The following is a 25,162-nucleotide window of genomic DNA, read 5'->3' as shown; positions in this document are numbered from 1 at the left end:
TTTAATTGATTAACGATAAAAGCCAATATTCTGATGCAGAATATTGGCTTTTATTTTTTTATCCCCTTTAGGTTTGCTTCCTTTGCAGCATGTTATCCAAATCTTTACAAAAAGCGACGCAGGATTACCGCTTTCAGATTGCTAGCTATGCGATTTTAACCTTCTACGGTTACTTCACCATTGGTCTTTCGTTAGCAGTCCTTCCTATATTCATCCATGAAACTTTGGGATTCAATACCATTATCGCTGGTGCCGTAATTGGCTCGCAATATATTATGACCTTTTTTATGCGTGCTTATGCCGGAACAATTGTGGATAAAAAAGGTCCTAAGCCTGCTATCATCATCAGTATGATCTGCTTTATCCTTACAGGGATACTGTTATGGGCTGCATTCTCCAATAGCTCATCTCCGCTTCTTGCTTTAAGTTTGTTGGCTGTCTCCCGATTACTTACTGGCTGTGGAGAAGGAATGGTCGGTGCCAGTCCAATCAACTGGGCAATCTTACGTGTTGGGGAACAACATACCAGTACCGCAATTTCATACAATGGAATCTTCAATTACAGTTCAATGGCTATAGGAGCCCCTCTAGGCGTCTTAATATCCCTGCACCTAGGCAATTGGTCTATCGCACTTTTGACTACCCTGGTCGGGCTTATTGGCCTTATTACGACCATTAATAAAAAAGCATTATATGCAATGTCGAAAGAAGTCCGGAATTCATTTTTTTCGGTTCTCAAATCTGTTGCTCCTTTTGGGACAGGACTCGCATTGGCTGGTATAGGTTTTGGAACGATATCAACCTTCATTACCCTGTACTATAATTATAAAGGTTGGGAGAATGCTGCAATTTGTATCACCTGCTTCAGTACAATGTTTGTTTTAGGTCGATTTGTCCTCACGGGAAGCATTAATAAAATTGGAGGCGTCAAAATAGCCCTCTACTCCATGTTGATCGAAAGTGTTGGTTTATTATTAATATCCTTTGCCCCTACACCTTTTGTAACCATCATCGGTGCGGCTATTACAGGATTGGGATTTTCAATGGTTTTTCCAGCGTTAGGAGTAGAAGCTGTAAAAAGTGCTTCGAGCGCAAACAAAGGTGCGGCCTTGGGCGCATATGGTTTGTTTATTGATATTTCACTAGGCATCTCCGGTCCACTTGTAGGATTGGTGGCAAAGCAATTTGGCATGAATTATATATTTCCTTTTAGTTTAATTCTCGTATTATCTGGAGTTGTTGTCTGCATTTTTCTACAAAAATCAAAAAGAAATTCTTAGCAAAATTTTAGCATTTATATAAATAAAATTTTTATATAAATGCTATTAAATAGTTGACAATAAGATATTAATAAATATCACGAACATCGAGATTACCTTCAAAATGCTGTTTTAATATTCGGCCATCTCCATGCAGTGTCCAGACCTCCTGTGGTTTTACCGCTTGAATAAAATACAAAATGTCATTCCAGTCCACATGATCGGATATGAAGAGCGAAAGATCATTATGTTGCTGCAACCTCTTCCATCCGGATGCAAAAGCACGGACAACGTTGGTGGCACGAATATAACTATTGAATGTCATAGGTGGCACCATATAAACCTTATTAGGTTCGCCCAGTTTCATCTCCCGTCGATTATACTGCTCGTACACCAGCTTTTTAGGCCCCAGATCATCGTAAATACGGTGAAGTGGCAGTATCCCATGATGAACCAGTACTCTTCGATTAGGGCAATGTTTATTAATCAGATCGGTCAACCGCTGTGCCTTCCCAAGTCCATATGTTCCTAAGAGAATATTAAAAGGTTGCTCGTTTAGTTTTTTTATTTCCGCAATGGGATCAGGGTGGATAACATCTGGATCGGCAAAAGTACATTCTGTAATCAGTACATCTGCTTGTACAATCTCTATAGGCTCGCAGGTTTCATCTTCCTGCAATTTGTAATCCCCAGTATATAGGTACCTCACCCCCTTGTACTCCATCAAAATTTGAGCAGAACCTAAAATATGTCCTGCAGGAATAAAGGTTAATTCAACCTGGCCAATGTGAAAACTACTTTTAAAATCTATTTTTCGGTAGCTTGATAGTGGCTGCTGTGCATAGCGATAATGCATAATAGCGCCTGTAACAGCTGTGCAGTAAATAATACCGTGACCAGGTCTTGCATGATCTCCATGACCGTGAGAGACAACATCTACCGGCACGGGTAACATTGCGTCAATATAGAAGTCACCATATTGACAATAATATCCTTCTGGTCTTCGAACCAGAAAGTCTGATAATATATTTAACATAAAAATTTATTTCTGAAATTGATGGTGCAATGCCATCACTTGTGGAATTATTGGGGTAATGCCGTCATTGATAATGACAAAATCCGCTAATTTAGTCTTTTCTTCGTCAGACATCTGATTATTCATCCGCGCAAGGACTTGCTCTCTAGTAACCTGATCGCGCTCCATTACTCTAGCAATGCGTATTTCTATCGGAGCTGTAACCAAAATACTGTAATCAACTTTTTTATAAGAGCCGCTTTCAAACAAAATAGATGCTTCTTTTAACGAATATGGAGCTGTCTGTGCATCAGCCCAATCCTCCGCTGCCTGAATGACTGCCGGATGAACGATGCGATTTAATTGCGCTAGCTTAGCAGCATCGTTAAAAACCTGAGCTGCGAGAAACGTTCGGTTTAACACGCCATTACTGTAGGCTTCATCACCGAATTCCTGCATCACTGCCAATCGTACTTGATCACTCTTATTCATGATCAATTTTGCTTCTAGATCCGCATTGTAAACGGGAATACCTAAAACCTTAAAAACATGGCATATGATTGTTTTTCCTGAACCGATACCGCCAGCTATTCCTACTTTTATTCCCATATTACTTCCGTACAAAAAAATCAACATTCTGAGGTTCTATTCTCAGAACAGAACAAAAATCAGGAACTTTGGTCAAAATAACTGGTAAATATTTGACTTTTGCTTCTTCCCAATCGTTGATATCAACAACTGCTTCAAAATCCCGGGCAGTATAATTATTATAATCTTTTACAGACATCAGAACCGTAATTGCAACCTTACTAGGCATCGTTCTTACCGACTTAAAATGTGTGTTATTTTCAACCTTTAAAGGTAGTTCTATAATTTTCTCCGTCAATTCGCCTACAGGCATCAGTACTTCAACTGAAGTTGGGTACACATTGATGTTCGCCCTTTGATTCTTATTAAGATAGGCTACTGTTCTTAAATCTGTTGATACATCTTTTCCTCTGATCGTATCTGTTTCCCAATACTCAATGTTCGCTACATCCTCATAAGGACCAGAAATTGTCACATATTTAGGATTGACGAGCGTCTCCCCTATAAAGCCATATTGCTTTCTAAATTGAATATCTGCCATTGCTTTTACAGGTACTTTACGTTGTGTCTGTTTTGAAAAATCAAAATAAAGAGTATCAGGACTTACGGAAACCACTAGCTGCTCATGTGGGAACTGACGATTAATGAAACCGATCTGATTGGAGAAAACGATCCAATTTTTATTTTTTAAACCGCTGATATCAACATGCACCGTCGGAATTTGCGATTTTACTTTTGAAAACAACACCTGCCAGCCAGTCATCTTTAACTTAATATTGACAGTATCTGATTGCTGCGGATGAAAAGCACGCTTTTCTGGCAAATTTACATATTCAATTCCTGCTTTTACAGTAATAACATATTCATTTGAGATGGAAAATAACAGCCAGGCAAATAAAGAAATAAGAACACACCGCGTGAATGTGATTAATTTTCTTTTTTGTGATTTACTGATACGAATAATATTTGCCATACTACAAACTTAAACATTTTGTATTTCATATCCTGATGAAATATAGGGCAATTTGAATGTGATTAAATAAGAAGGCCGATCTTATTTTAGTAAGATCGGCCTCCTGGAATTTCTGTTGTGTTATGCTTTTGCATTCAATGCCTTAGAAGCATCTAAAGCTACTGCTGATTTGTCAAAACGAATTTTAACACCAGAACCTACATCAACTAAAAACGTTGTTTCTGAAACTTCAACAATACGACCATGAATACCCGCATTTGTTACAATTTGAGAATTAACACCTAATTCTTCAATGTATTTCTTATGATCTTTTTGTTTCTTCATCTGAGGTCTAATCATAAAGAAATAAAAAACAACCACGATAAGAATCATCGGTAAAAAGCTCATTAAACTACTTCCTGAGCCCGCTGCCTGTAAAAAAACTGTGTTCATATGTATCTTTGTTATATTTTATTATTTAGCTGCCAATACTTCACCTTTCAGCTGAACTGTCGTCAACCCATTTGAAGCATTAGAGTGTATGGTAATAATCTTCTGCTGTTTACCCACCTGACCCTCACTTTTGAAAGTGACCTTTATATCTGAGGTCTTACCTGGAAGAACTGGACTTTTTGAAAACTCAGGTTGTGTACATCCACAAGAAGCTCTAACTTCTGAAATAATTAAAGGTGCATTTCCTGTATTTTTCAGCGTAAAAGTATGTGTAACCTCAGCTCCCTCTTTGATCTGTCCAAAGTCAAATGCAGGCTCTGCAAATTCGATAGTACCGATGGCACCAGCTGCAGCTTCTGTATTTACAGATGTATCTGCTGTTGCATTTACGGAATCTGAACTTGTATTTTCGCTCTTGTTACTGGCACCACATGAACTTAAAGTCCAGATACCGAATGCTAAAAGCAGTGAATAGTTCATTTTTTTCATATCAATATTTTTAATTATTCAATCCACGACCTTGTTTTTGAATACGGCCATCTTGATTTAAATCACTTAAAATTTTATCTAAAATACCATTAATAAAGGTATTACTCTTCAGTGTACTGAATACTTTTGAGATTTCAATATACTCATTAATTGTAACCTTTACCGGAATAGAAGGGAAATTCACCAATTCGCAAATAGCCATCCGCATTAATAAGGTATCGATTAATGCAATACGATCTGATTCCCAATTTTTTGTTTTCTCGGTAATCATTTTTTGATATTCATTTGTATATCGGATTGTTTTTGCAATCAGATTTAAGATGAAATCTTTATCATCATACCAGTTCTGCGTAAGCTCTGCCAGTTTATTTTGTCTCGGTTCTTCTGAACTGAAGTTCTTAAATGTTTTGGCAATTAATGCTTGTAAAACTTCCTTATCGACCGTCCAGTTGATAAATTTCTCTTCAAAAACCTGCTCAATAACAGGCGACTTTAAAATAATTTTTTTGAAGATAAACTTAATAATATCTTTTTCCACTGCAATCGAACGATCTGATGACTGCATATAATATGCATAATCTTCAGAATGCTTCAATTGAGCGAATACTGTACGAACGATTTCAGGATCAAAGTTCCAAGAAACACCGTATTTCTTTACTCCTTCTGCGTACTGCGGATTTTGTCTTAAAGACTCGATAAAAGTATTGCTACTTAGTTTGGTGTTGTGCGATAAATCTTTTTCTGTTGGCAAAAACTTATTTGCACGACCTTCTGCATCTATCAATGCATAATCGGCCACTTCATCCAGGAGATTTAAAGTCCAAATGTACATTTCGTACACTTCATCCACATTTTGCAATAATGCCTTTTCAAAGGCTTTGATATCTTTATCTTCAGATAAACTGTACGCATAAAGCGTCTGCACTACTTTGACCCTTAGGTGTCTTCTATTTAACATAGTATTTTAAAGAACGATTTGTATGTAAGAACGATTGTTTTGTTTGTTTGTTTTCTCTATCTTTTGAGTTTTCGAATGTCAAAGATACGTTTTTCTGCGATTTGATTGGCAGCTTGGAACGAAGAAATATTTTCTTGTTTTGATTTTTGTAATACTTCGCGTGTTGCGTTGTATATATTTTTAATGACAAACTCGGTATGATCAGCGCCATAGCCCTGTATTTCGGAATAACAACTAACCAATGCTCCTGCATTAATTAAATAGTCCGGTGCATATAAAATACCTCTTTCATGCAAAATGTTGCTCGTAACCAATTCATCCTTTAATTGGTTATTTGCTGCACCAGCAATAATTTTACATTGCATTTTTGCGGCAGTTTCTGGATTAACAGTCCCTCCTAATGCACAAGGTGCATAAACATCACAGTCAAAATCAAAAACTTTATCGAATGCAATGGTTTCAACTTTGTATTTTGCTGCTGTTTTCAACATCCGGTCTTCCGTAATATCACTTACATATACGCGCGAATTTTCATCACGTAACATTTCGATCAAACGCTCGCCAACACTTCCTATACCATGCACGATAACTTTACGTCCCGCTAAACTGTCTGAACCGTATAGTTCTTTTAAGGAAGCTTTAATACCATAGAGTACACCTTGTGCCGCAAAGATTGAAGTATCACCTCCGCCATTGATCGCTTTAGGTAAGCCTGCCACATGTGAAGTTTCTGTAAAAATATGTTCCAAATCACGTTGACCGATACCTACATCGATCGAAGCGATGAAATTACCATTTAAGCCCTCAATAAATTGTCCTAAGCGTCTCAGCAAAACCTCAGATTTATCTATACGATGATTACCGATGATCACGGCACTACCACCACCTAGATTAAGGCCCGTGATTGCTGATTTGTAAGTTATTGCTCTAGAAAGGCGAAGAGCATCTTCGATAGCTTCTTCTGTACTGGAATATGGCAACATGCGGACACCGCCTATTGCTGGACCTAATGTAGTGTCATGAATCGCAACTATTGCTTTCAAACCAACTACTTCATCATTACAAAAAAACAAATTCTGGTGACCAAATTGTCCCAATAATTCGAAAATTGGAGTTTGAGATGCTGACATAAAATTCTGCTTCAAGTTTTATTTATGGTAATTTGGGAACAAAAGTAGAAAATATATTTCACACTAAATTTTTCTTTCAAAATAAATACAAAACTTATGAACTGTTTGTGACAGTATAAGTTCGTAAAATAGAAAATTAAATGCCGAATAAGTTTTACATTTGTAATATCATATGAAAGAGTTAGCTTATTTAAATAAATATTTTTACAAATATCGCTGGAAGCTTGTTCCTGGGGTAATTTTTGTTATAATTTCCAATTATTTCGGTATCCTTCCTGCAAAAGTAATTCGAGAAGCTTTTGATCTGGTACAAGAGAATATCTATTTATATAAACTCTACCACGGATTTGAAAGACAAGAATTGATCTATAAAGTTTTTGGATCTAGTTTGCTATTTTTCGGTGGGGTAGTTTTATTACTGTCTCTGCTTCGTGGTATTTTCTTGTTTATGATGCGCCAGACAATCATTCTGACATCTCGCCATATTGAGTATGATTTAAAAAATGAAATCTACAGACATTATCAAAAACTAGATTTTGCTTTTTTTAGAAGAAATAACACGGGAGATCTTATGAGTAGGGCTACGGAAGATGTCAACCAGGTCAGAAATTACCTCGGCCCTGCTATTATGTATGCCATCAATACCGTTGTCTTATCGATCATGGTGATTTATGCGATGTATGATGTTAATGCTCGTCTGGCGACATATGCACTTATCCCTATCCCTATTCTTTCTGCTGTTATTTTATTTGTAAATAAGATCATCAATAAAAGAAGTGAGAAAATTCAAAAGCAACTGGCACGTTTAGCGTCTTTTGTTCAAGAAAACTTTGCCGGTATCAGAGTCATTAAAACGTACAACAGAGAAAAATATAAAATGGATTCTTTTGAAGAAGAGAGTACCATCTATCGGAATACGGCTTTATCACTTGTCAAAGTACAAGCAGTCTTCTTTCCGCTAATTCTATTATTAATTGGTTTAAGCACCATAATAACCATTTATGTGGGTGGTTTGGAAGTTGCAAAAGGTACTATCACTGCGGGAAATATTGCTGAGTTTATCATTTATGTCAACCAATTGACTTTCCCTGCTATGTCTTTAGCTTGGGTAACTTCACTGGTACAGCGTGCCTCAGCATCGCAAAAACGGATCAACGAATTTTTAAATACCGAGTCACCTATTATTAACGGCGAAATTAAAAAAGTACTTACAGGAGATCTGAAGGTTGAAAATATTTCATTCACCTATCCTGAAACGGGGATTCAAGCGATCAAGGATTTATCGTTTCACATTCCTGCAGGGAAAACACTGGCGATCATTGGTAAAACGGGATCGGGTAAATCGACTTTAGCGAATTTACTACTTCGTATGTTTGATATCGACAAGGGGGCCATCAAATATGACGACACTGCTATCACAAAGCTAGATTTTCAAGATCTAAGGCAACAAACAGGCTTTGTGCCACAGGAGGTTTTTCTATTTTCAGATACGATCAGTAACAATATCGCATTTGGTCTAGACCACTTTACACAGGAACAAGTCGAGCAGGCAGCGAAAGATGCCGCAGTTTATGAAAATATAATGGGATTTGATCAAGGTTTTGAAACTTCGGTTGGGGAACGTGGAATCACGCTTTCTGGAGGACAAAAGCAACGTGTCTCGATCGCGCGGGCTTTAATTAAAGAACCTAAGATCTTGATTTTTGATGACTGTCTGTCTGCCGTAGATACCAAAACGGAAGAACAAATATTGACTTCCCTAAGCCGTATTATGAAAGGAAAGACATGTGTGTTTATAGCGCATCGTGTATCGACAATCAAAAATGCCGATAAAATCATTGTGTTGGATCAGGGAAGAATTGCGGAAGAAGGTTCTCATGATGAACTTATGAACTTAAAAGGACAATATTTTGAACTACATGAAAAACAACTTTTAGAAGCGATATAGGTTTTAATAAAGATCGCTTAATAAGACAATAAAAAAGCTCTTCATTATATGGAAGAGCTTTTTTGTTTCAAGTCTATTCTTTACTTAAGAGATAACCATACATTTATTGAATCGTAATCCCCTAACAACAATCAGGTAACATGATTAAGCAGGACTCAGGTCTTGCTGAAATGCCACACTTAATGCTTTGTAAAGCTCTGGATGATGATTTTTAAGCCGTTCAGGGTTTTCAAAAAAGTATTCGGAAGCAACGGCAAAAAACTCCGCCCGATTTGTAATGCCATACGGATTGATATCAGATTTACCTTCCTGAATTTTTAAAATTTCTTTACGAATCATTTCTAACCAGGCTAGACTATACGTATGATCTATCAAAAACTGCGGCAATCCATCGACTTCACCATCCGTTTTATCCAGCAGATGGACAAACTCATGAATGGCTGTGTTTTGGCCGTCCTTTGTATTTGAGAAACCGGCTTCAAGAGCCTCTTTTGATAAAATCATCTGGCCGTTCATAGACCCCTCGCCTACCATTCCTAAAATATTGCGCCCCTGACTGCCTTCGAACTGGTAATCTTGATTAAAAGTATTGGGATAAAGCAGTACAGTTGTTAAATTTGTATATTTCCAATTTTTAAAAGCGAAAACAGGTATTATAGCACTTGCCGCTACTAACATATAATCTTTTAAAGAAACCTCAACACCAATTCCCTCTACAGATACATGATCTAAAAAATGTAAGCAGCGCTTTTCAAATTCAATTTTATCCGCTTCGTTCAAATTTCGATAGTACTGTACTTCTTTCAAAAGAATATCTTTTCCCTCTTTACTCAGAACACGCCTGATGGCTTTGCTATTTTTCTCCGTTTTATTTAAAAGGTAATACACCAGATATATAACAGCAGGCACCAGAATAACAATAAACAATTTCTCCATATTTTCTTATTTTACATTTATCCAATCCGGGTTACGCTCTTTCAAATATTTGAGAAAGCCTTTGTAATGCGCGGCCCCAAACATAATTAGAATTTTCTTTTGTGAAGCATCCGCCACCAAAGCTGCTAAATTTTGTTCTCTTTTTTTCATTATAAATTCCTGGTCGAAAATATTTCTAAACTTTGCTTTTATAGGTTTACAAGTATAAGGCTCATTTAAAGGAGTTTTCCAGTCACATGAATCAAGAATAATATCACCATAGCTGTATTCAAATTCGTCCAAAAGTTCATTTTTTGGAATATCTGCAATAACTGCTGTATTATAATCAACTTTAAAAAACGAATATTGGGGCTGTTGGATGATTCTACTTCCGAGATTTTTATAAAGTGGAGCCATTAATACTTTTGTTGTATCGGAAGTTTTTTCATATACTTTAGTACTACCGATTACGTGTCCTACTAATTTTCGAAACTTTCGATCATATACATCTCTTTGTTGGGCACTATCCACTTGGTAAGCGATACTTTCATAAAATACAACAAACCCTTGATTTTGTAATGAGTCGACCATTCGCTGAATATAATCGTAATAATTACGTTTACCTAAATGCCGCATGGGAATGTAAATCAGCTCACGTTCACCATTTTTTAAGTGATGTGTCCTTGATGCATTTTGTAAAACTCCAGTCGATTGTACCATAAGGGATTCGGCACATGAGAAAAACAGAAGCGAAAAGATAATTAAAACAAAATAATAGCGCATACTAATGGAAAAATAAATTTGCAGTGATGTAATCCCCTTTACAATTATCATGCAGTTTTTAGTATTTTCAATAAAAAAGCAGTACCAAGGGTACTGCTTTTTTATTGAAAATACTGTTATAAAAGTTATGCTACATGAGCACGTAACATCCAGGCCATCTTTTCATGCTGCGCTAGTAAACCAACAAGAAAATCTTCAGTCGCCTGATCACCAGCTTTTTCGACTGCATCCAAATTTCCTCTAATATTCATAATAACAGATTCATGATCTGACAGTAATTCTTTGAAAAAACCTTTACTATCGGTATGTTCGTACTTCGTCTCCGTCAGGTGGGTCAATTCTAGATATTTGGCGTATGAACCTACTGCATAATGTCCGATTTGACGGATGCGTTCTGCGACTTCATCAATAATTTCTGCCAATTCATTATACTGCGATTCCAAAAATAAATGCGCGGCATGAAAATCTGGACCTTCAACATTCCAATGTGCATTTCTTGTTTTTTGATACACAATACTTTCATCCGCTAACACATTATTCAAAATAGCGGCTACCTTTGCCAAGTCTGCTTCTTTAATACCAATTTTTGCTTTCATAATGAATTATTTTACAATTTATTTAAATTATTAAAATCACTGTTACTTGATATACAATATTAATAAAATGAGGCCGTAAAGCCCATTAATTAAGAAATAATATTGTCATAAAAATAACATCATTTTTGTACTTTTGTACGCATAATGAAAACAACAATGATGAAGGGGAATTGTTTGAACGGTGATCTATACTTTCACGAATTTAATGAGGAAATCAAGGAAATACTTTTACCTACACATTTTACTTTCCCCTTCTGTTATGAACCACATGAACTGGCAAAACAAGCATGCGCATCTGTTCAAGAATATATTCTTACTCAAACGGAATGGGTTCATAATTTTGGTCTAAACGAAAAAATGGATGGACAGGCCATTGGTAAAATGTTCGGTGTATTAATTGTCCAAGATCAAGATGGTCATATCGGATTTCTAGCTGGTTTTTCCGGTAAACTGGCTGGCAAAAATGATCATCGCTATTTTGTACCTCCGGTTTTTGATATGTTAACGGAAAATTCTTTTTTTCTGTTAGAAGAGGAACACCTCAATAACCTTAATAAGCAAATTACAGCATTAGAGCAGAGTGAAACAGGTACGCAACTGAAAGAAAAGCTCGATGATACTAAAGTGAGGCTGGATCAGCAATTAGCCAACTTTAAAGAAAATCTGAAAATTCAAAAGAAAGAACGTAAACAACTTCGAGACAAATCAAAATTAACCCTATCAGCTGCATCATATCAACTGCTTGAAGAAGATCTGATCAAACAGAGTTTAAGAGATAAATTTGAACTGAGTGTTTTCCAAAAACAATATCACCATGATATTTCCATCGCTGAAAAACCGCTAAATGATCACCTCAATATAATAGCAGATTTAAAGGAAGAGCGTAAAAAACGTTCTGCACAGTTGCAAAATCAATTATTTGCACAATACAATTTTAAAAATGCGAAAGGGGAAACTAAAAATGTCATTGACATTTTTAACGCATACAATTTGCAACCACCTGCTGGATCTGGTGAATGTGCCGCACCAAAACTATTGCAATATGCTTATTTAAATAATTACAAGCCAATTGCACTTGCCGAATTTTGGTGGGGACAATCGCCTTCGGCTGAAGTACGAAGACACCAAAGCTACTACCCCGCATGTCGCAATAAATGTGAACCTATTCTCGGTTTTATGCTTGAGGGATTACAGGTTGATAAAAATCCGATGCTCGAGAGCCCTGATGAAAGCATTGAACTCCCCATTATTTACGAAGATGAAACCCTGGTCATTATAGATAAGCCTGAAGAATTCCTATCCGTACCCGGAATACATGTTAAAGATTCGGTCTATACGCGCATGCTTAAAAAATATCCCGATGCAGGGCCTTTAATTGTTCATCGGTTAGATATGTCTACATCCGGAATTCTTGTGATAGCCAAAACTAAAGAAGCTCACAAATTTATTCAGAGTCAATTTATCAACCATACCATCGTCAAGCAATATATTGCTTTACTTGATGGCATTATCGATGCCGATTCTGGAATTATATCACTACCTCTACGGGTTGATCTTGACGATAGACCTCGACAGTTAGTCTGTTATGAACATGGAAAGAAAGCAGTTACTAAATGGGAAAAAATCGAAATTATAAACGGTAAAACCAAAGTGCGATACTTTCCATTGACAGGAAGAACACATCAACTTCGCCTTCATTCTGCTCATCCTAAAGGAATGAACTGTCCTATTGTTGGAGACGATCTTTATGGTCAAAAATCCGATCGATTACACTTGCACGCTGCTTATATTGAGTTTAACCACCCTACTACAAAAGACCGCATTCATTTTGCGTCGGAACCCAATTTTTAAAAAATCAAAACAACTTCGTTGACCTTTTTGTTACAATAGTCAACGAGATTGGTTGTATTTAGGTCGAATTTCATCATAAAGAAGTAAAATTATAGTCAGTTTATTCTGACATTAAAACAAATGTACTGCTATTCAACAAGTTAATAGTCGATTAATAAAAATAGTGAAGTTAAAAAATTGTAAATGTTTTATTAATTCTTAATTTTTTATTTCTTTTGCATACAACTTATTAGAACTTTTAAGTTAAAAAGTCAGAAATTAAGATGGTGTTATAACACGTATCGGTAATTTGTGATATAATTAATGTAAAATTATGGAATACCAACGTAGTAGCAGTACAATTGCAAAAACACTATTTTTACTGGCATCAGTCATGTTAGTAAGTATTACTGCAGCATTAGGCCAATTAAAAACAGTACAGGGTATCGTTAAGGACAGCAAGACGAAACAACCGATCGGCTATGCGACAGTTGCTGTTGTTGGAGCACCTGCTGCCCCCGGCAATGCTACTTCGACTGAAGAGTCTGGACGGTTCACCTTAAAATTTCCAAAGAATTATGTGAAAATCCGTGTATCAAGTGTTGGGTATGATTATAAAGATGTATTTGTTACGAATGACGAGACGCAACAGATCGAGGTATTGATGGAATCTCAGGACAATACCCTTGACGAGGTTGTAGTCAGAGCAAAAAAGAGAAAGTATACAAACAAAGACAATCCTGCTGTCGCATTGATCCGTAAAGTAATCGAAAATAAAAGTAAAAATAGATTAACAGGGCAGCAATTCGCGCAGTATGATCAATACGAAAAGATCTCTTTAGGACTGAGCAATTTGTCAGAGAAATTTGTAAACAAGAAGATATTCAAAAATTACCAATTTCTTTTTGAAGTAGATGATTCGGCTAAAACTGCAAATAAATATCTATTGCCTGCTTTTATGGAAGAGAAACTTTCAAAAGTATATTTTCGTAAAGACCCTAAAAAAACAAAACAATATATCATAGGAGAGCAACGTGCGCAATTTGATCCCAAATTTATTGATAATGATGGTTTAAGTGCATATTTCAATAAACTTTATGAAACAGTAGATATTTACGATAACAATATCACACTGGTAACGAATCAATTTTTAAGTCCAATCGCCAACTCGGCTCCCACATTTTACAAGTTTTTTATCACAGATACGATAAAAACACAGCAACCGTGGTTAGTTGAACTTAGTTTTTTTCCACGCAATAAAGCGGACATGCTTTTCAAAGGCCAGTTATATATTACACTGGATGGTAACTATGCTGTACAAGGTGCTAATATGACTGTCGCTGATGATATCAATTTGAACTTTGTAAGGGACATGAATATTGAACTCAAATTTGATCAGGATGAAAGTAAAAGATTCTATTTAAGTCAAAGTACACTTGGTATTGATTTTTCTTTAACAGATAAAGGAACAGGTATTCGTGGTAATAGAACTGTCAACTATAAAAATTATAAAACTGGCGTTGTTCAACCGGATAGTATTTATAGTGGTCCTGAAACGGTAATTGCTTACAATATAGCAGATGGAAAGGGTACTCGAAAACTTTTTGATACGCAACGTCAAATTCCTTTAACGAAAAATGAGCTGAATATCTATCATAATATCGACACCCTGCAACAGATTCCTTCTTTTAAAACCTTTATGGATATTGCAGCTTTGGTATTATCGGGATATAAACAGGCTGGTCCTGTTGAAATTGGTCCGGTAAATACTTTTTATAGCTTTAACCCTGTCGAAGGATTTAGACTACGTGTTGGAGGTAGAACTACAGAATCATTCAGTAAAAGGTTTTATGCTGAATCGTATGCTGCATATGGATTTAAAGATGAAAAATGGAAATACTTTTTAAGCGGCACCTATGCTTTCAACAATAAATCTGTTTATTCATTTCCACAACACTACATCCGAGCATCGTTCCAGCGTGATACCAAAATTCCTGGTCAAGCTTTAGAATTTATACAAGAAGATAACTTTTTGCTATCCTTCAAAAGAGGTGATAATGAAAATTACATCTATAATGATGTTTATCGCGTTGATTATAGAAAAGAATTTGAAAATCGCTTAAGTATTGGATTGGGATTTAATGCAACAAAACAATCGCCAGCAGGATCTTTAAGGTATCAGATCATAGATGATAATGGTCAGACCAAAGTGTTCAATGAAATCAATTCAACGGAATTATCAGTAAATATTCGCTACGCTCCGAATGAACAGTTTTATCAAGGAAAGCTTTATCGTACTCCCATATTTAATGAATACCCTATTTTTAACTTTAACTACACGGCTGGACTTAAAGATGTATTCAAAGGCGAATATAGTTATCACAACTTTAACGTAGGAGCATTCAAAAGATTTTACCTGAGCCAGTTCGGTTATGCAGATATTGATGTCGCAGGTACTTATATTGCTGGTAAAGGAATTCCATTTCCTTTCTTAACGATACACCGTGCGAATCAGACTTATGCATATCAGCTTAATTCTTACAATTTGATGAACTTCTTGGAATTTGTCAGTGACCACCATGCATCCGCTAACATCCAATACTACATGAATGGTTTTTTGTTAAACAAAATTCCAGGTATTAAAAAGCTAAAACTTCGTGAAGTATTTAGTTTTAAAGCTGTGTACGGTGGGCTTCGAGATGAGAACAACCCAGATCATTCTGACAAAGTATTCGACTTTCAGAAAAATGCTGACAATATACAATCTTCGTACACCTTTGGATCGGATCCATACATGGAGGCTAGTGTTGGATTGTCCAATATTTTCAAAATACTTCGCGTAGATTATGTCCGGAGATTAAATTATCTTGATCACCCAGGTGCTCCTAAATCGGGCATAAGGGCTAGAATAAAATTTGATTTCTAACATAAAAAAGGCTTTCTAATAATAGAAAGCCTTTTTTTTATAATATGATTTTAAAGCTTATTTACCTTCCAGTGCTGAAATAAACGGAGCGCGGAATTTAGGATCTTTCTCTTTAAATTCTAAAGATTTTTTATACGTATCAATGTTGAAAAACATTTCAGCCGGTTCTCCTGACTTTTGCTCTAAAAATAATTTAAAGCTATAAGTTGCTGTTTTATCAAGATCAGCATTTACTTTATTTGAAGAGAAAACTGTCGGTACCAATGTTGCACTTGCGAAAGGCCCAGAAGCTGGTACTTCATATATTTTACCCAATGCTTTTATAAAAGCATCACTCTCTGCACCTAAAGAAGAAATTTTAATTTTACCTTTTGTAAAACCAACATCTTCATTAGCGACATCATCAATAATTCCGGCAGGGATAAGATTTACGACTTCTACTTTCAATCCAACAGTATCTCCTTTGAAGGTACTTTTAGCCGTATAGATGTAACTAGAATCCGTTTTCACATCATCAACAATACGTAAGAAAAGATGTTTATTATTAGTGACAGGTCCATCAATGGTCAATTCCTCAATAGGAATGTTACTTTTTTTTGATTTATCGCCACCTTGTTGGTTTTGGGTAGTGTTGCCACATGCTGTCGCAAAAGCTAACGCAGATAGAACAGCAATTTGATTTATTTTTCTCATCTTTTTCAGTAATTATGTTTATCAGTAAAATCGTTTACTAAAACTAACGATTTTTACTGATAAACAAATAAAATAGATTGATTGTTTTACTTAATTAAAGCATCATATAAGATTTCTACAGGGTGGTAAGAATGTCTTGCCGCTCCATCTTTAATCTGGTGCCGGCAAGATGTACCTGCCGCAGCAATCCATGTCGAAGAATCCGTATTTCGGACCGTAGGCAACAAAACCAATTCCGCTACTTTCATCGAGATGTCGTAATGTTCTTTTTCATAACCAAATGATCCCGCCATACCACAACAGCCTGAGGGAATCACCTCTACTTTGTAGTTTTGAGGAAATGACAAGACTTTTTCTGTTGTTTCTACTAAATGAAATGCTTTTTGATAGCAATGTCCATGCAACTTAATTGTTTTCTCACGCGTACTGAACTGCTCTTTTTGAATACGGCCAGCCTCAATCTCTTTCAGTAAAAACTCATCAAACATCAATGCATTTTTAGCTACTCTACTTGCATCTTCATAGAGATCCGAATCTACCAAAGAAAGATATTCATCTCTAAAGGTAATGATACCCGATGGTTCTATTCCTAATAAGGGGGTCTCCTCCGTTATTAGATCTTTCAAAAAAGTAATATTTTTATTAGCGATCTTCTTCGCTTCTTTAACCATACCTTTTGAAAGATAAGTTCGACCACTCTCAATATGTTTTGGAATAATCACTTCATAGCCTAAAGCAGTTAGTAATTTATATGCTGTAATACCTATTTCGGCATCGTTATATTCTGTAAATTCATCTGCGAATAAGTATACGCGCCGCTTTGCATTTGTCTTGTCTTTCTGCTTTCTCACCCATTGTGACAATGTAGTACCAGCTACCAACGGCAGTGATCTCTTAGGGGCAAAACCAATGGTTCTTTTTACAAGGCCAGCTAAAAAGTCATTTTTGACAACAAAGTTGTATAAGGGTGCTACCAGTGATCCTAATTTTTGAGATTCTGTGAAATTTGCAATCACTCGCGACCGGAAGGGCACACCATGCTCATCGTAATAATGTTGTAAAAACTCGGCTTTCATCTTAGCTACATCAACACTAGAAGGGCATTCAGTTTTGCAACCTTTACATGATAAACATAAGTCCATCACTTCTTTTAATTCTTCATGGTCAAACCGGTTCTCTTTTGTTGAATTTGTCAAAAATTGACGCAACATATTGGCACGAGCGCGTGTCGTATCCTTTTCATCACGGGTAGCCATAAAAGAGGGACACATCGTTCCACCGGTAATTTCTGTTTTTCGGCAGTCACCCGATCCGGAACACTTCTCGGCCAGACGTAGGATACTTTCCTCTTTCGAAAAATCGAAATAGGTCTTTATCTGTGTTGTATTTTTATTATTATCATAACGGAGATGGGTGTCCATTGGTGGTGTATTTACAATCTTATTGGCATTAAATACGCCTTTAGGATCAAATATTTCTTTAACTTGCTCAATGAGTTTAAAGACTTTTCCTCCTAAGACTTTCTCAATAAACTCACCTCTCAGACGACCATCACCATGCTCACCACTTAAAGATCCATTGTATTTTAAAACTAAATCTGTTGTCTTTTCTAAGATCGAGCGAAAAGTCTTTACCCCCGATTCTGTTTTTAAATTAACAAAAGGCTCAATATGGAGTTCTCCTGCTCCAGCATGCGCGTAATAAGATGCGTGAACTCCCTCTGCAATCAATAAATTTTGAATATCTGCTACATATGCAGGTAAATCTTCCGGAGAAACCGCACAATCCTCAATCAAATTAACCGGCTGACTATCTCCGGGTAAATTACGGATTAACCCTAAACCCGCCTTCCGTACATCCCAAACCAAATTGGTCTGCTCACCTGTTATATATGGATAAGCATAACCCAAATGCTTTTCAATCAACGCGGCCTTCAATGCCATCGCTTTTGCTTCCACTTCATCTGGCGTATTTCCTCTGAACTCCACTATAAGCAAAGCTTTGGGATCACCTTCTATAAAAAAACGATTATATTGATAAGTGGGGTGCCCGACAGTAAAATCCATGATATACTTATCGACAAGTTCCGAGGCTTCGGGATTATGTGACAAAGCAATCACATTACCTTCCATACACGCAATCATATCGTCAAAGTGGATACATAGGAGACCTAATTCTTTAGGCGGTAATGGTAATAATTGCAACTTGGCCTCTGTAACGATCGCTAGGGTTCCTTCAGAACCAGCTAATAGACGGCACATATTGAAAGGAGCAGTTTTATCCGATACCATATCCAGTGCATATCCTGTATTTCGTCTTGTTATCGACCGCTTGGGATATCCCGATGCTATTGCCTGCATATTTTCTTCCACTGTCAGCATCGCATTCAATTCGCGGTAAATTGCACCTTCCCTATCTTTTTGTATTAATTTCTTAAAATAAGATGCTTCATCCAACGCTTCAAATACGACCTCAGACTGATCATCTAATATGACATTCGCTGTTAATAAATTTTGACGGGTATCGCCCCATACGATGGAATGTAATCCGGAGGAATTATTACCGATCATTCCACCAATCATCGCACGACTTGCTGTTGAGGTCTCTGGACCAAACATGAAGCCAAATGGTTTAAGGTAATGATTGAGATCATCACGAATAACACCAGGTTGCACTCGCACCCATTGTTCTTCGACATTTAATTCAAGTATCTTATTAAAATACTTCGAGATATCCATAACGATACCATTTCCAACAACCTGACCTGCTAAGGATGTACCTGCTGTCCTCGGAATAATCGTAATGCCGTTTGCAGATGCAAACTGTATTAAAATTTTGATATCACCACTATTTCTAGGAATCGCTACAGCTAAAGGTAGTTCTTGGTACACGGATGCATCAGTGGAATAGGCAAGACGGATGGTATGGTGATAAGCAGAATCATCATAATACAAGTCCCCCGTTAAAGATTGCGATAATTGATCTAAAGAAATATTTTCCTTCACAGTATGGTATAATTTGTATCAACAAATCTAACTATTTTAAATAATGAAAAGAATTGATAATGCAAGAAAATGAAAAAACAATATTAAAAACGCACAAAAACGCATGTATATGATTTTTTGATGCTGCAAATAAGATGTACTTTTGCAGTAAAATATTTTAAGATGCGTAAAACCCTCATGCGATATAGCCTTCACTCCGACTTCATCATCTATTTGATTCGTATTTTGATCGGTTTTTCTATTGGTTACTTTTTATATATCAGCTTTCCTGAATATTCAGCAATATGGGCTTTAATTTCTATTGTTTTAGTGATTTCTCCGGATGATAATGAAGCAACAAAAATTGCTTTTGATAGAACTAAGTCTAATTTTATTGGTTCGGCGACGGGTATATTATTTTATTTTACCAATCTTCCTCAGATGTGGTCTATGCTTTTGGGCGTCATCACATCCGTCGCTATATGCAGGTTATTCAATATCCTAAGTGTGGCCCGTACAGCAATGGTAGCCATGATCATTGTCGTGGTTCATGAACATCAATTAAAGTCATATGTTGCCGCACTCGATCGTTTTGCCTGTGTCACTATTGGTTGTCTCATAGGATTGATTGTCACCCTTAGCACCAGTTATATTATTAAAATATTACGTGAAAAATACTCGATGGAAACCTTTAGCGAATAATATTCGATGAGACACCTAAAATACCAAAGATAATTCAACAAAACACAAACACCCTAATAATCAGGTTATTAAATAAAAAAAACTAGTGCTCAGGCTAGTGAAAAGGCTATTTGTTCTAAAAAAAATAACCCTATAAATAGAATTATATTCTGAATTTAACTAAATAATTTGAATAATATTCGAAATATCACTACCTTTGCATTCGATATGACAAAAGTAGAATATAATTTAGATCATGTAGATTTCAAAATCTTGCGTTTAATGCAGGATAATGCTCGAATCAATAATGCTGATATAGCAAGAGAGCTTAGTATGGCTCCTTCTGCGATTTTAGAACGTGTTAAAAAATTAGAGCAAAAAAATGTAATCCTACAATACAACGCCAAGATAAATCCAGCGGCAATTGATCAGAAATTACTATCGTTTATATTTATCAAAGCGAACGATATAATTGGAGAACAGAAAGTCGGTATTCTTCTAGCAGAGATACCCGAAGTGCAGGAAGTGCATGATATTGCTGGAGATGATGGTTACCTAATCAAAGTTCGGACGGCTGATTCTACTGCGTTAGTCGATTTGATGCGTAACACTTTGGGAAAAATTGAAGGAATAATTTCAACAAGAACCACAATTGTTTTGCAAACAGTGAAAGAAGAACAACAATTAGTTATACCGGAATAATTTAGGAAAGGAATAGAGAGATGTTAAATAATAAAGTACAACAAGCAAGCCCTTTAATGATCGTACTCGCGTATGCTGTCGTATACATTGTATGGGGGTCGACTTTTTTCTTTATTGAAAAAGCGCTTCACAGTTTCCCGCCATTCATTTTAGGATCTTTTAGGTTTATTACTGCAAGTATTTTGCTGATGGGGTACTGTGTATTGAAGGGTTATAAAATATTCAACAAGAGAGCAATCCGCGATTCTATTGTTGTTGGATTTTTACTCTTATTTATTGATATGGGTGGTCTTATCTGGGCAGAGCAATATGTTTCAGGTGGTGTTGCAGCGATTATTGCGGCAGCAGCGGCGATTTGGTTTGTTATTCTTGATAAACCAAAATGGAAAGAAAATTTCAGCAGCAAATCTACCATCGCTGGCTTGATTTTAGGTTTTGCTGGTGTTGTTTTACTCTTTGTAGAGCAAATCATCGCAAGCAAATCTTCTGCAAATAAAGAAATAACCGTTATTGCTTTAGTGATTATGGTACTGGGATCTATCGCCTGGACTGCAGGTTCATTATATTCCAAATACCAGAAGAAAAGCCAGCAAGAAGAGACGGAAGATTTACATGTCTCCGTAAAGACTGCATGGCAGATGATTACAGCAGGTGTATTATTTACAATTGTTGCCAGCTTAAATGGTGAATTTGCTCATTTTAGTTTCCAACAGGTAACGCCTATCGACTGGTTTAATATATCGTACTTAATTGTTTTTGGATCTATTTTAGCATTCAGTTCTTACATCTGGTTGCTATCAGTAAGACCTGCTACGGAAGTGAGTACATATGCCTATGTTAATCCTATTGTAGCATTGGTATTAAGTTACTTTTTCAGTAGCCATGCCGTGACATACATACAAGTAATAGGCCTAGTTATTATATTGGTTTCCGTATTGCTGATGAACTGGAAATTATATAAGAATAATAAAATGGTTGCAAAAATCACAAAAACTACCATTGCAGATCGTCGGAAATCAATACGATTGAGAAATCAAAGAGATGCAGTGGTCAGAAAAGACATTAAAAAACCAGAGGTTGCCAATTAGAAAAAGCGCCTTCTTTTGCATATTGATAATAAAAGCTTAACAAAAATGTTAGGCTTTTATTATCTACATTTGTACCGAAAACACTTATTACATGATGAAACTTACTATACATCAACTTCAATATGTAACCTTCGGGTTTTTAGCTATTTTACTTAGCACATCTTGCAGCAAAAAATTAAGTCCTGTCCAAAAGGACTTTAAGCAATACGAGATCAATAACAGCACCGTTGAGGATAGCGCGATCGTAGCTATTTATAGTCCCTATAAAAAGCAAATGCAGGCAGAGATGAACCGGGTAATCGGCTTCTCGGAAGTTGCATTGACTAAAGAAAAGACTCCTGAAACTTTAATGGGAAATTTCTTTACACAAGCGCTATTGGTTGCCAGTGAAAAAATCAACAACAAGGCTGATATCGCTTTTGCAACAAAGGGCGGTATTCGCAATGAAATAAAAGCGGGAGATATTACTGTAGAGAGTGTTTTTGAGGTTATGCCATTTGAAAATCAGCTTACAGTGATGGAGCTGAACGGTGAACAAATTGAAGAACTCGCCAACTTTATAGCGGCAACAGGGGGGCAACCTGTTTCAGGAATTACCTTATCTATCCAAGACAAAAAGCCAATAAATATTCAGGTACAGGGAAAAGATATAGACAAAAGTAAAACCTATAAAGTAGTCACCTATGATTACCTAGCGAATGGAGGAGACAATTTAGATTTATTTACACATGCGCTTAAAAGAACTGATTATCCTCAAAAAGTAAGGGAAAGCTTGATGGACTATATTTCCAGCTTTACAAAAAATGGTCAAAAAATTAATATGCAATTAGATGGAAGAGTTAAAATCATTAAATAGAAGAGGCTTTATAAAGACTGCCGCAGGCCTTTCTGCAGCAGTAACACTTGGTACGTTACCATTCTCATCATTTGCAGGTTCAAAAAAAATAAAATTAACCATTCTACATACCAATGATGTTCACAGCAGAATTGAACCCTTTCCTATGGATGGCGGTAGATATCAAGGATTGGCAGGAGTTGCACGCAGAAGTACACTCATCAAAAAAGTAAGAGCTGAAGAAGATCATGTTCTTTTGTTGGACGCAGGCGATATGTTCCAAGGTACTCCCTATTTTAATCTGTTTGGAGGGAAATTAGAGCTTGACTTAATGACCAAATTGGGATATGATGCGGGTACATTTGGTAATCACGAATTTGACAATGGGTTAAATGGGCTTATCAAATATCTGGATCACGCCAAATTTCCTTTTTTAACGGCAAACTATGACTTCACAGGAACAGTGCTGGAAGGAAAAACACAAGATTATACCATCTTCAAAAAAGGTGGAGTGAAAATTGGTGTTTTTGGTTTAGGGGTAGATATTGAAGGGCTGGTTGATCCGAATAATTTCAAAGGCATGAAATACCTGGATCCAATTCTTGTTGCGAACCGTGTGGTCAAAGAATTAAAGGAAAAGCATAAATGTGACCTTGTCATTTGTCTATCTCATTTAGGGTATCAATACGAAAGTGAGAAGGTATCCGACCTCGTATTAGCTTCCAAGACTAGTGATATCGATTTAATCATTGGTGGACATACGCATACCTTTTTGAAAGAACCTACTTTTGTAACGAACTTAAAGGGAACAAAGACAGCTGTTAACCAAGTGGGTTTTGCAGGAATAAACTTAGGAAGAGTTGATATTATTTTTGAACCTTCGACAGGTAAAAAGAATATGTTAGCCTCAACTTATGAAATTAACAATTCTATTGAAGCATCCCAATTAGTTTAAAAATAACATTTTTATCTAGCCAAAGGGATATGATTTATTCCTTTGGCTTTTTTTACATATTCACTTGAAAAAACTTTTATCCATCTATATCGGATCCTTCAAAGGGTTATCGCGCTCCGCATGGTTGCTCGCAATTGTAATGCTTATCAACAGAATGGGAAGCATGGTAATCCCATTTTTAGGAATTTACATGACCCAGGCTCTTAATTTCAACATTAAGCAGGTTGGTCTTGTTCTGATGTGTTTCGGCTTTGGATCTGTTTGCGGTTCATATGTAGGAGGTTGGCTAACCGATCGATTTGGGAGTTTTAAAGTCCAGCTACTCAGTTTAACATTAGCAGCTCCCCTATTTCTGATCACTCCTTACTTCAGGACTGTCGAGTCTTTAGGTATTATGATCTTTATTTTGAGTGCTGTCTTTGACGCATTCAGACCTGCCAACTCGGTTTCGGTCGCAAGCTATGCAAAACCTGAAAATATAACACGTGCTTTTTCATTGAATCGATTAGCGGTTAACTTGGGGTTTTCAATTGGACCTGCGGTTGGTGGCTTTTTAGCAGGGATATCCTTTAACTGGATATTCTACGGAAATGCAATGGCGGCAGCAGTGGCAGCGGTTGTCTTTTTTCTATTCTTCTATAAGAAGGAAAAAAACAATTTAAAAACTTTAAAAACTGCACCGGTTACCACGACATCTCAACATAAAAAAGAACGAAATCCCTATAAAGATAGTCCGTTTATCATCTTTAATATCCTTTGCTGTATATTCTCATTATGTTTTTTCCAACTCATATCGACACTTCCTATTTTCTATCGTGAAGTGCATCACTTAAATGAACATGAGATCGGATTCTTAATGGGCTGGAGCGGTTTAATTATCGTTCTTTTAGAGATGTTTATTGTACATATTGCAGAAAACAAATTGACCATCACAAAAACATTGGTAATCGGAACGCTTTTCTGTTCTATATCTTATGCCATGTTCAATATACATGCAGGGGTATTCATGCTCTATGTTACTTTTTTCGTGTTTGGCATCGGCGAAATGTTAACACTGCCTTTTATGGCAACTGTTACCATAAACAGGTCAACAGCCAAAACACAGGGAGCCTATATGGGCTTCAATTCATTAGCGTTCTCTGCTGCGAATATTTTTTCACCGCTTTTAGGAACAAATATTGTTGGATCGTTTGGATTCACGACACTTTGGTGGGCTACCTCTGCCGTTCTCGCGTGTACTGCAGTAGGATTTTACTTTGTTTTAAAGCGTTTGTAGCAGTTCAAATGAATAGGTTGTGCAATCGATAATTTTAGACTAAAATTGACTTGACATACATATTATAGAAAAGGCCCGATATTTATATATCGGGCCTTTTCTATAA

Annotated in this window: 22 protein-coding genes; 10 read left to right on the top strand and 12 right to left on the bottom strand. The window is 36.4% G+C overall.

Annotated elements, in window-relative coordinates; all coding sequences use genetic code 11:
- Positions 1-89 precede the first annotated feature (89 nt).
- Positions 90-1,280 carry an MFS transporter gene (locus ACFS6I_RS14990; protein WP_380921802.1) on the top strand — a complete coding sequence of 397 codons (1,191 nt, stop codon included), beginning with the start codon at positions 90-92 and terminating at the stop codon, positions 1,278-1,280.
- Between the two features lie 67 nt (positions 1,281-1,347).
- Here ACFS6I_RS14990 and ACFS6I_RS14985 read toward each other — a convergent pair whose 3' ends face one another.
- The 7 genes from ACFS6I_RS14985 to ACFS6I_RS14955 all read right to left on the bottom strand — a co-directional run bounded on the left by ACFS6I_RS14985 (position 1,348) and on the right by ACFS6I_RS14955 (position 6,844).
- Complete coding sequence (locus ACFS6I_RS14985) at positions 1,348-2,295, bottom strand: MBL fold metallo-hydrolase (protein ID WP_380921800.1); 948 nt, start codon at positions 2,293-2,295, stop codon at positions 1,348-1,350.
- Positions 2,296-2,301: 6 nt separating this feature from the next.
- Positions 2,302-2,883 carry a dephospho-CoA kinase gene (gene coaE, locus ACFS6I_RS14980; protein ID WP_380921798.1) on the bottom strand — a complete coding sequence of 194 codons (582 nt, stop codon included), beginning with the start codon at positions 2,881-2,883 and terminating at the stop codon, positions 2,302-2,304.
- A gap of 1 nt (position 2,884) precedes the next feature.
- Positions 2,885-3,835, bottom strand: a complete 951-nt coding sequence (locus tag ACFS6I_RS14975) for a YbbR-like domain-containing protein (protein WP_132772709.1) — start codon at positions 3,833-3,835, stop codon at positions 2,885-2,887.
- 120 nt (positions 3,836-3,955) lie between these two features.
- A complete protein-coding gene (gene yajC / locus ACFS6I_RS14970) occupies positions 3,956-4,267 on the bottom strand; it encodes a preprotein translocase subunit YajC (RefSeq protein WP_021189218.1) in 312 nt (103 codons plus the stop codon).
- Between the two features lie 21 nt (positions 4,268-4,288).
- Positions 4,289-4,756: a DUF1573 domain-containing protein gene (locus tag ACFS6I_RS14965; protein WP_380921795.1), complete on the bottom strand. Its 468-nt coding sequence runs from the start codon at positions 4,754-4,756 to the stop codon at positions 4,289-4,291.
- Positions 4,757-4,766: 10 nt separating this feature from the next.
- Positions 4,767-5,714 (bottom strand): transcription antitermination factor NusB, encoded by a 948-nt coding sequence (gene nusB, locus ACFS6I_RS14960; protein WP_021189220.1) that lies wholly within the window; start codon positions 5,712-5,714, stop codon positions 4,767-4,769.
- 56 nt (positions 5,715-5,770) lie between these two features.
- Positions 5,771-6,844, bottom strand: coding sequence for a Glu/Leu/Phe/Val family dehydrogenase (locus tag ACFS6I_RS14955; RefSeq protein WP_380921793.1), 1,074 nt, complete (start codon positions 6,842-6,844; stop codon positions 5,771-5,773).
- 172 nt (positions 6,845-7,016) lie between these two features.
- Here ACFS6I_RS14955 and ACFS6I_RS14950 point away from each other — a divergent pair, with 172 nt between their 5' ends.
- Positions 7,017-8,792 (top strand): ABC transporter ATP-binding protein, encoded by a 1,776-nt coding sequence (locus ACFS6I_RS14950; RefSeq protein WP_132772705.1) that lies wholly within the window; start codon positions 7,017-7,019, stop codon positions 8,790-8,792.
- A 144-nt stretch (positions 8,793-8,936) separates the two neighbouring features.
- Here ACFS6I_RS14950 and ACFS6I_RS14945 read toward each other — a convergent pair whose 3' ends face one another.
- The 3 genes from ACFS6I_RS14945 to ACFS6I_RS14935 form a co-directional block, all read right to left on the bottom strand.
- The gene (locus ACFS6I_RS14945) at positions 8,937-9,728 is read right to left on the bottom strand and encodes a M90 family metallopeptidase (RefSeq protein WP_380921790.1); all 792 of its coding nucleotides are present in this window, start codon (positions 9,726-9,728) and stop codon (positions 8,937-8,939) included.
- A 6-nt stretch (positions 9,729-9,734) separates the two neighbouring features.
- A complete protein-coding gene (locus ACFS6I_RS14940; protein WP_380921788.1) occupies positions 9,735-10,541 on the bottom strand; it encodes a hypothetical protein in 807 nt (268 codons plus the stop codon).
- A 74-nt stretch (positions 10,542-10,615) separates the two neighbouring features.
- The gene (locus ACFS6I_RS14935; RefSeq protein ID WP_132772702.1) at positions 10,616-11,086 is read right to left on the bottom strand and encodes a Dps family protein; all 471 of its coding nucleotides are present in this window, start codon (positions 11,084-11,086) and stop codon (positions 10,616-10,618) included.
- Between the two features lie 156 nt (positions 11,087-11,242).
- Between ACFS6I_RS14935 and ACFS6I_RS14930 the strand changes: the two genes are divergently transcribed.
- Both ACFS6I_RS14930 and ACFS6I_RS14925 read left to right on the top strand, forming a co-directional pair.
- The gene (locus ACFS6I_RS14930; RefSeq protein ID WP_380921786.1) at positions 11,243-12,937 is read left to right on the top strand and encodes an RluA family pseudouridine synthase; all 1,695 of its coding nucleotides are present in this window, start codon (positions 11,243-11,245) and stop codon (positions 12,935-12,937) included.
- A gap of 313 nt (positions 12,938-13,250) precedes the next feature.
- Positions 13,251-15,842, top strand: coding sequence for a DUF5686 and carboxypeptidase-like regulatory domain-containing protein (locus ACFS6I_RS14925; protein ID WP_168127466.1), 2,592 nt, complete (start codon positions 13,251-13,253; stop codon positions 15,840-15,842).
- Positions 15,843-15,899: 57 nt separating this feature from the next.
- Here the strand turns inward: ACFS6I_RS14925 and ACFS6I_RS14920 are convergent, their stop codons facing one another.
- Positions 15,900-16,535 carry a hypothetical protein gene (locus ACFS6I_RS14920; RefSeq protein WP_315399594.1) on the bottom strand — a complete coding sequence of 212 codons (636 nt, stop codon included), beginning with the start codon at positions 16,533-16,535 and terminating at the stop codon, positions 15,900-15,902.
- Between the two features lie 86 nt (positions 16,536-16,621).
- The gene (locus tag ACFS6I_RS14915) at positions 16,622-19,540 is read right to left on the bottom strand and encodes an FAD-binding and (Fe-S)-binding domain-containing protein (protein ID WP_380921784.1); all 2,919 of its coding nucleotides are present in this window, start codon (positions 19,538-19,540) and stop codon (positions 16,622-16,624) included.
- A gap of 162 nt (positions 19,541-19,702) precedes the next feature.
- Between ACFS6I_RS14915 and ACFS6I_RS14910 the strand changes: the two genes are divergently transcribed.
- The 6 genes from ACFS6I_RS14910 to ACFS6I_RS14885 all read left to right on the top strand — a co-directional run bounded on the left by ACFS6I_RS14910 (position 19,703) and on the right by ACFS6I_RS14885 (position 25,056).
- Positions 19,703-20,221, top strand: coding sequence for an FUSC family protein (locus tag ACFS6I_RS14910; protein WP_132772694.1), 519 nt, complete (start codon positions 19,703-19,705; stop codon positions 20,219-20,221).
- A 207-nt stretch (positions 20,222-20,428) separates the two neighbouring features.
- Complete coding sequence (locus ACFS6I_RS14905; protein WP_021189230.1) at positions 20,429-20,902, top strand: Lrp/AsnC family transcriptional regulator; 474 nt, start codon at positions 20,429-20,431, stop codon at positions 20,900-20,902.
- Between the two features lie 20 nt (positions 20,903-20,922).
- Complete coding sequence (locus tag ACFS6I_RS14900; protein WP_132844747.1) at positions 20,923-21,990, top strand: EamA family transporter; 1,068 nt, start codon at positions 20,923-20,925, stop codon at positions 21,988-21,990.
- A gap of 91 nt (positions 21,991-22,081) precedes the next feature.
- The gene (locus tag ACFS6I_RS14895; RefSeq protein WP_380921781.1) at positions 22,082-22,846 is read left to right on the top strand and encodes a 5'-nucleotidase C-terminal domain-containing protein; all 765 of its coding nucleotides are present in this window, start codon (positions 22,082-22,084) and stop codon (positions 22,844-22,846) included.
- On the top strand, positions 22,821-23,780 hold the full coding sequence (locus tag ACFS6I_RS14890) for a metallophosphoesterase (protein ID WP_208696759.1): 960 nt from the start codon (positions 22,821-22,823) through the stop codon (positions 23,778-23,780). Before ACFS6I_RS14895 ends, ACFS6I_RS14890 begins: the two co-directional genes overlap by 26 nt.
- 64 nt (positions 23,781-23,844) lie before the next feature.
- Positions 23,845-25,056, top strand: coding sequence for an MFS transporter (locus tag ACFS6I_RS14885; protein WP_132772688.1), 1,212 nt, complete (start codon positions 23,845-23,847; stop codon positions 25,054-25,056).
- The last annotated feature ends 106 nt before the right edge of the window (positions 25,057-25,162 follow it).

The sequence above is a fragment of the Sphingobacterium anhuiense genome (genome assembly GCF_042686355.1).
Classification (GTDB): domain Bacteria; phylum Bacteroidota; class Bacteroidia; order Sphingobacteriales; family Sphingobacteriaceae; genus Sphingobacterium; species Sphingobacterium anhuiense.
Note: the sequence above shows the minus strand (reverse complement) of the source record. Positions and strands in the feature narration are given on the sequence as shown.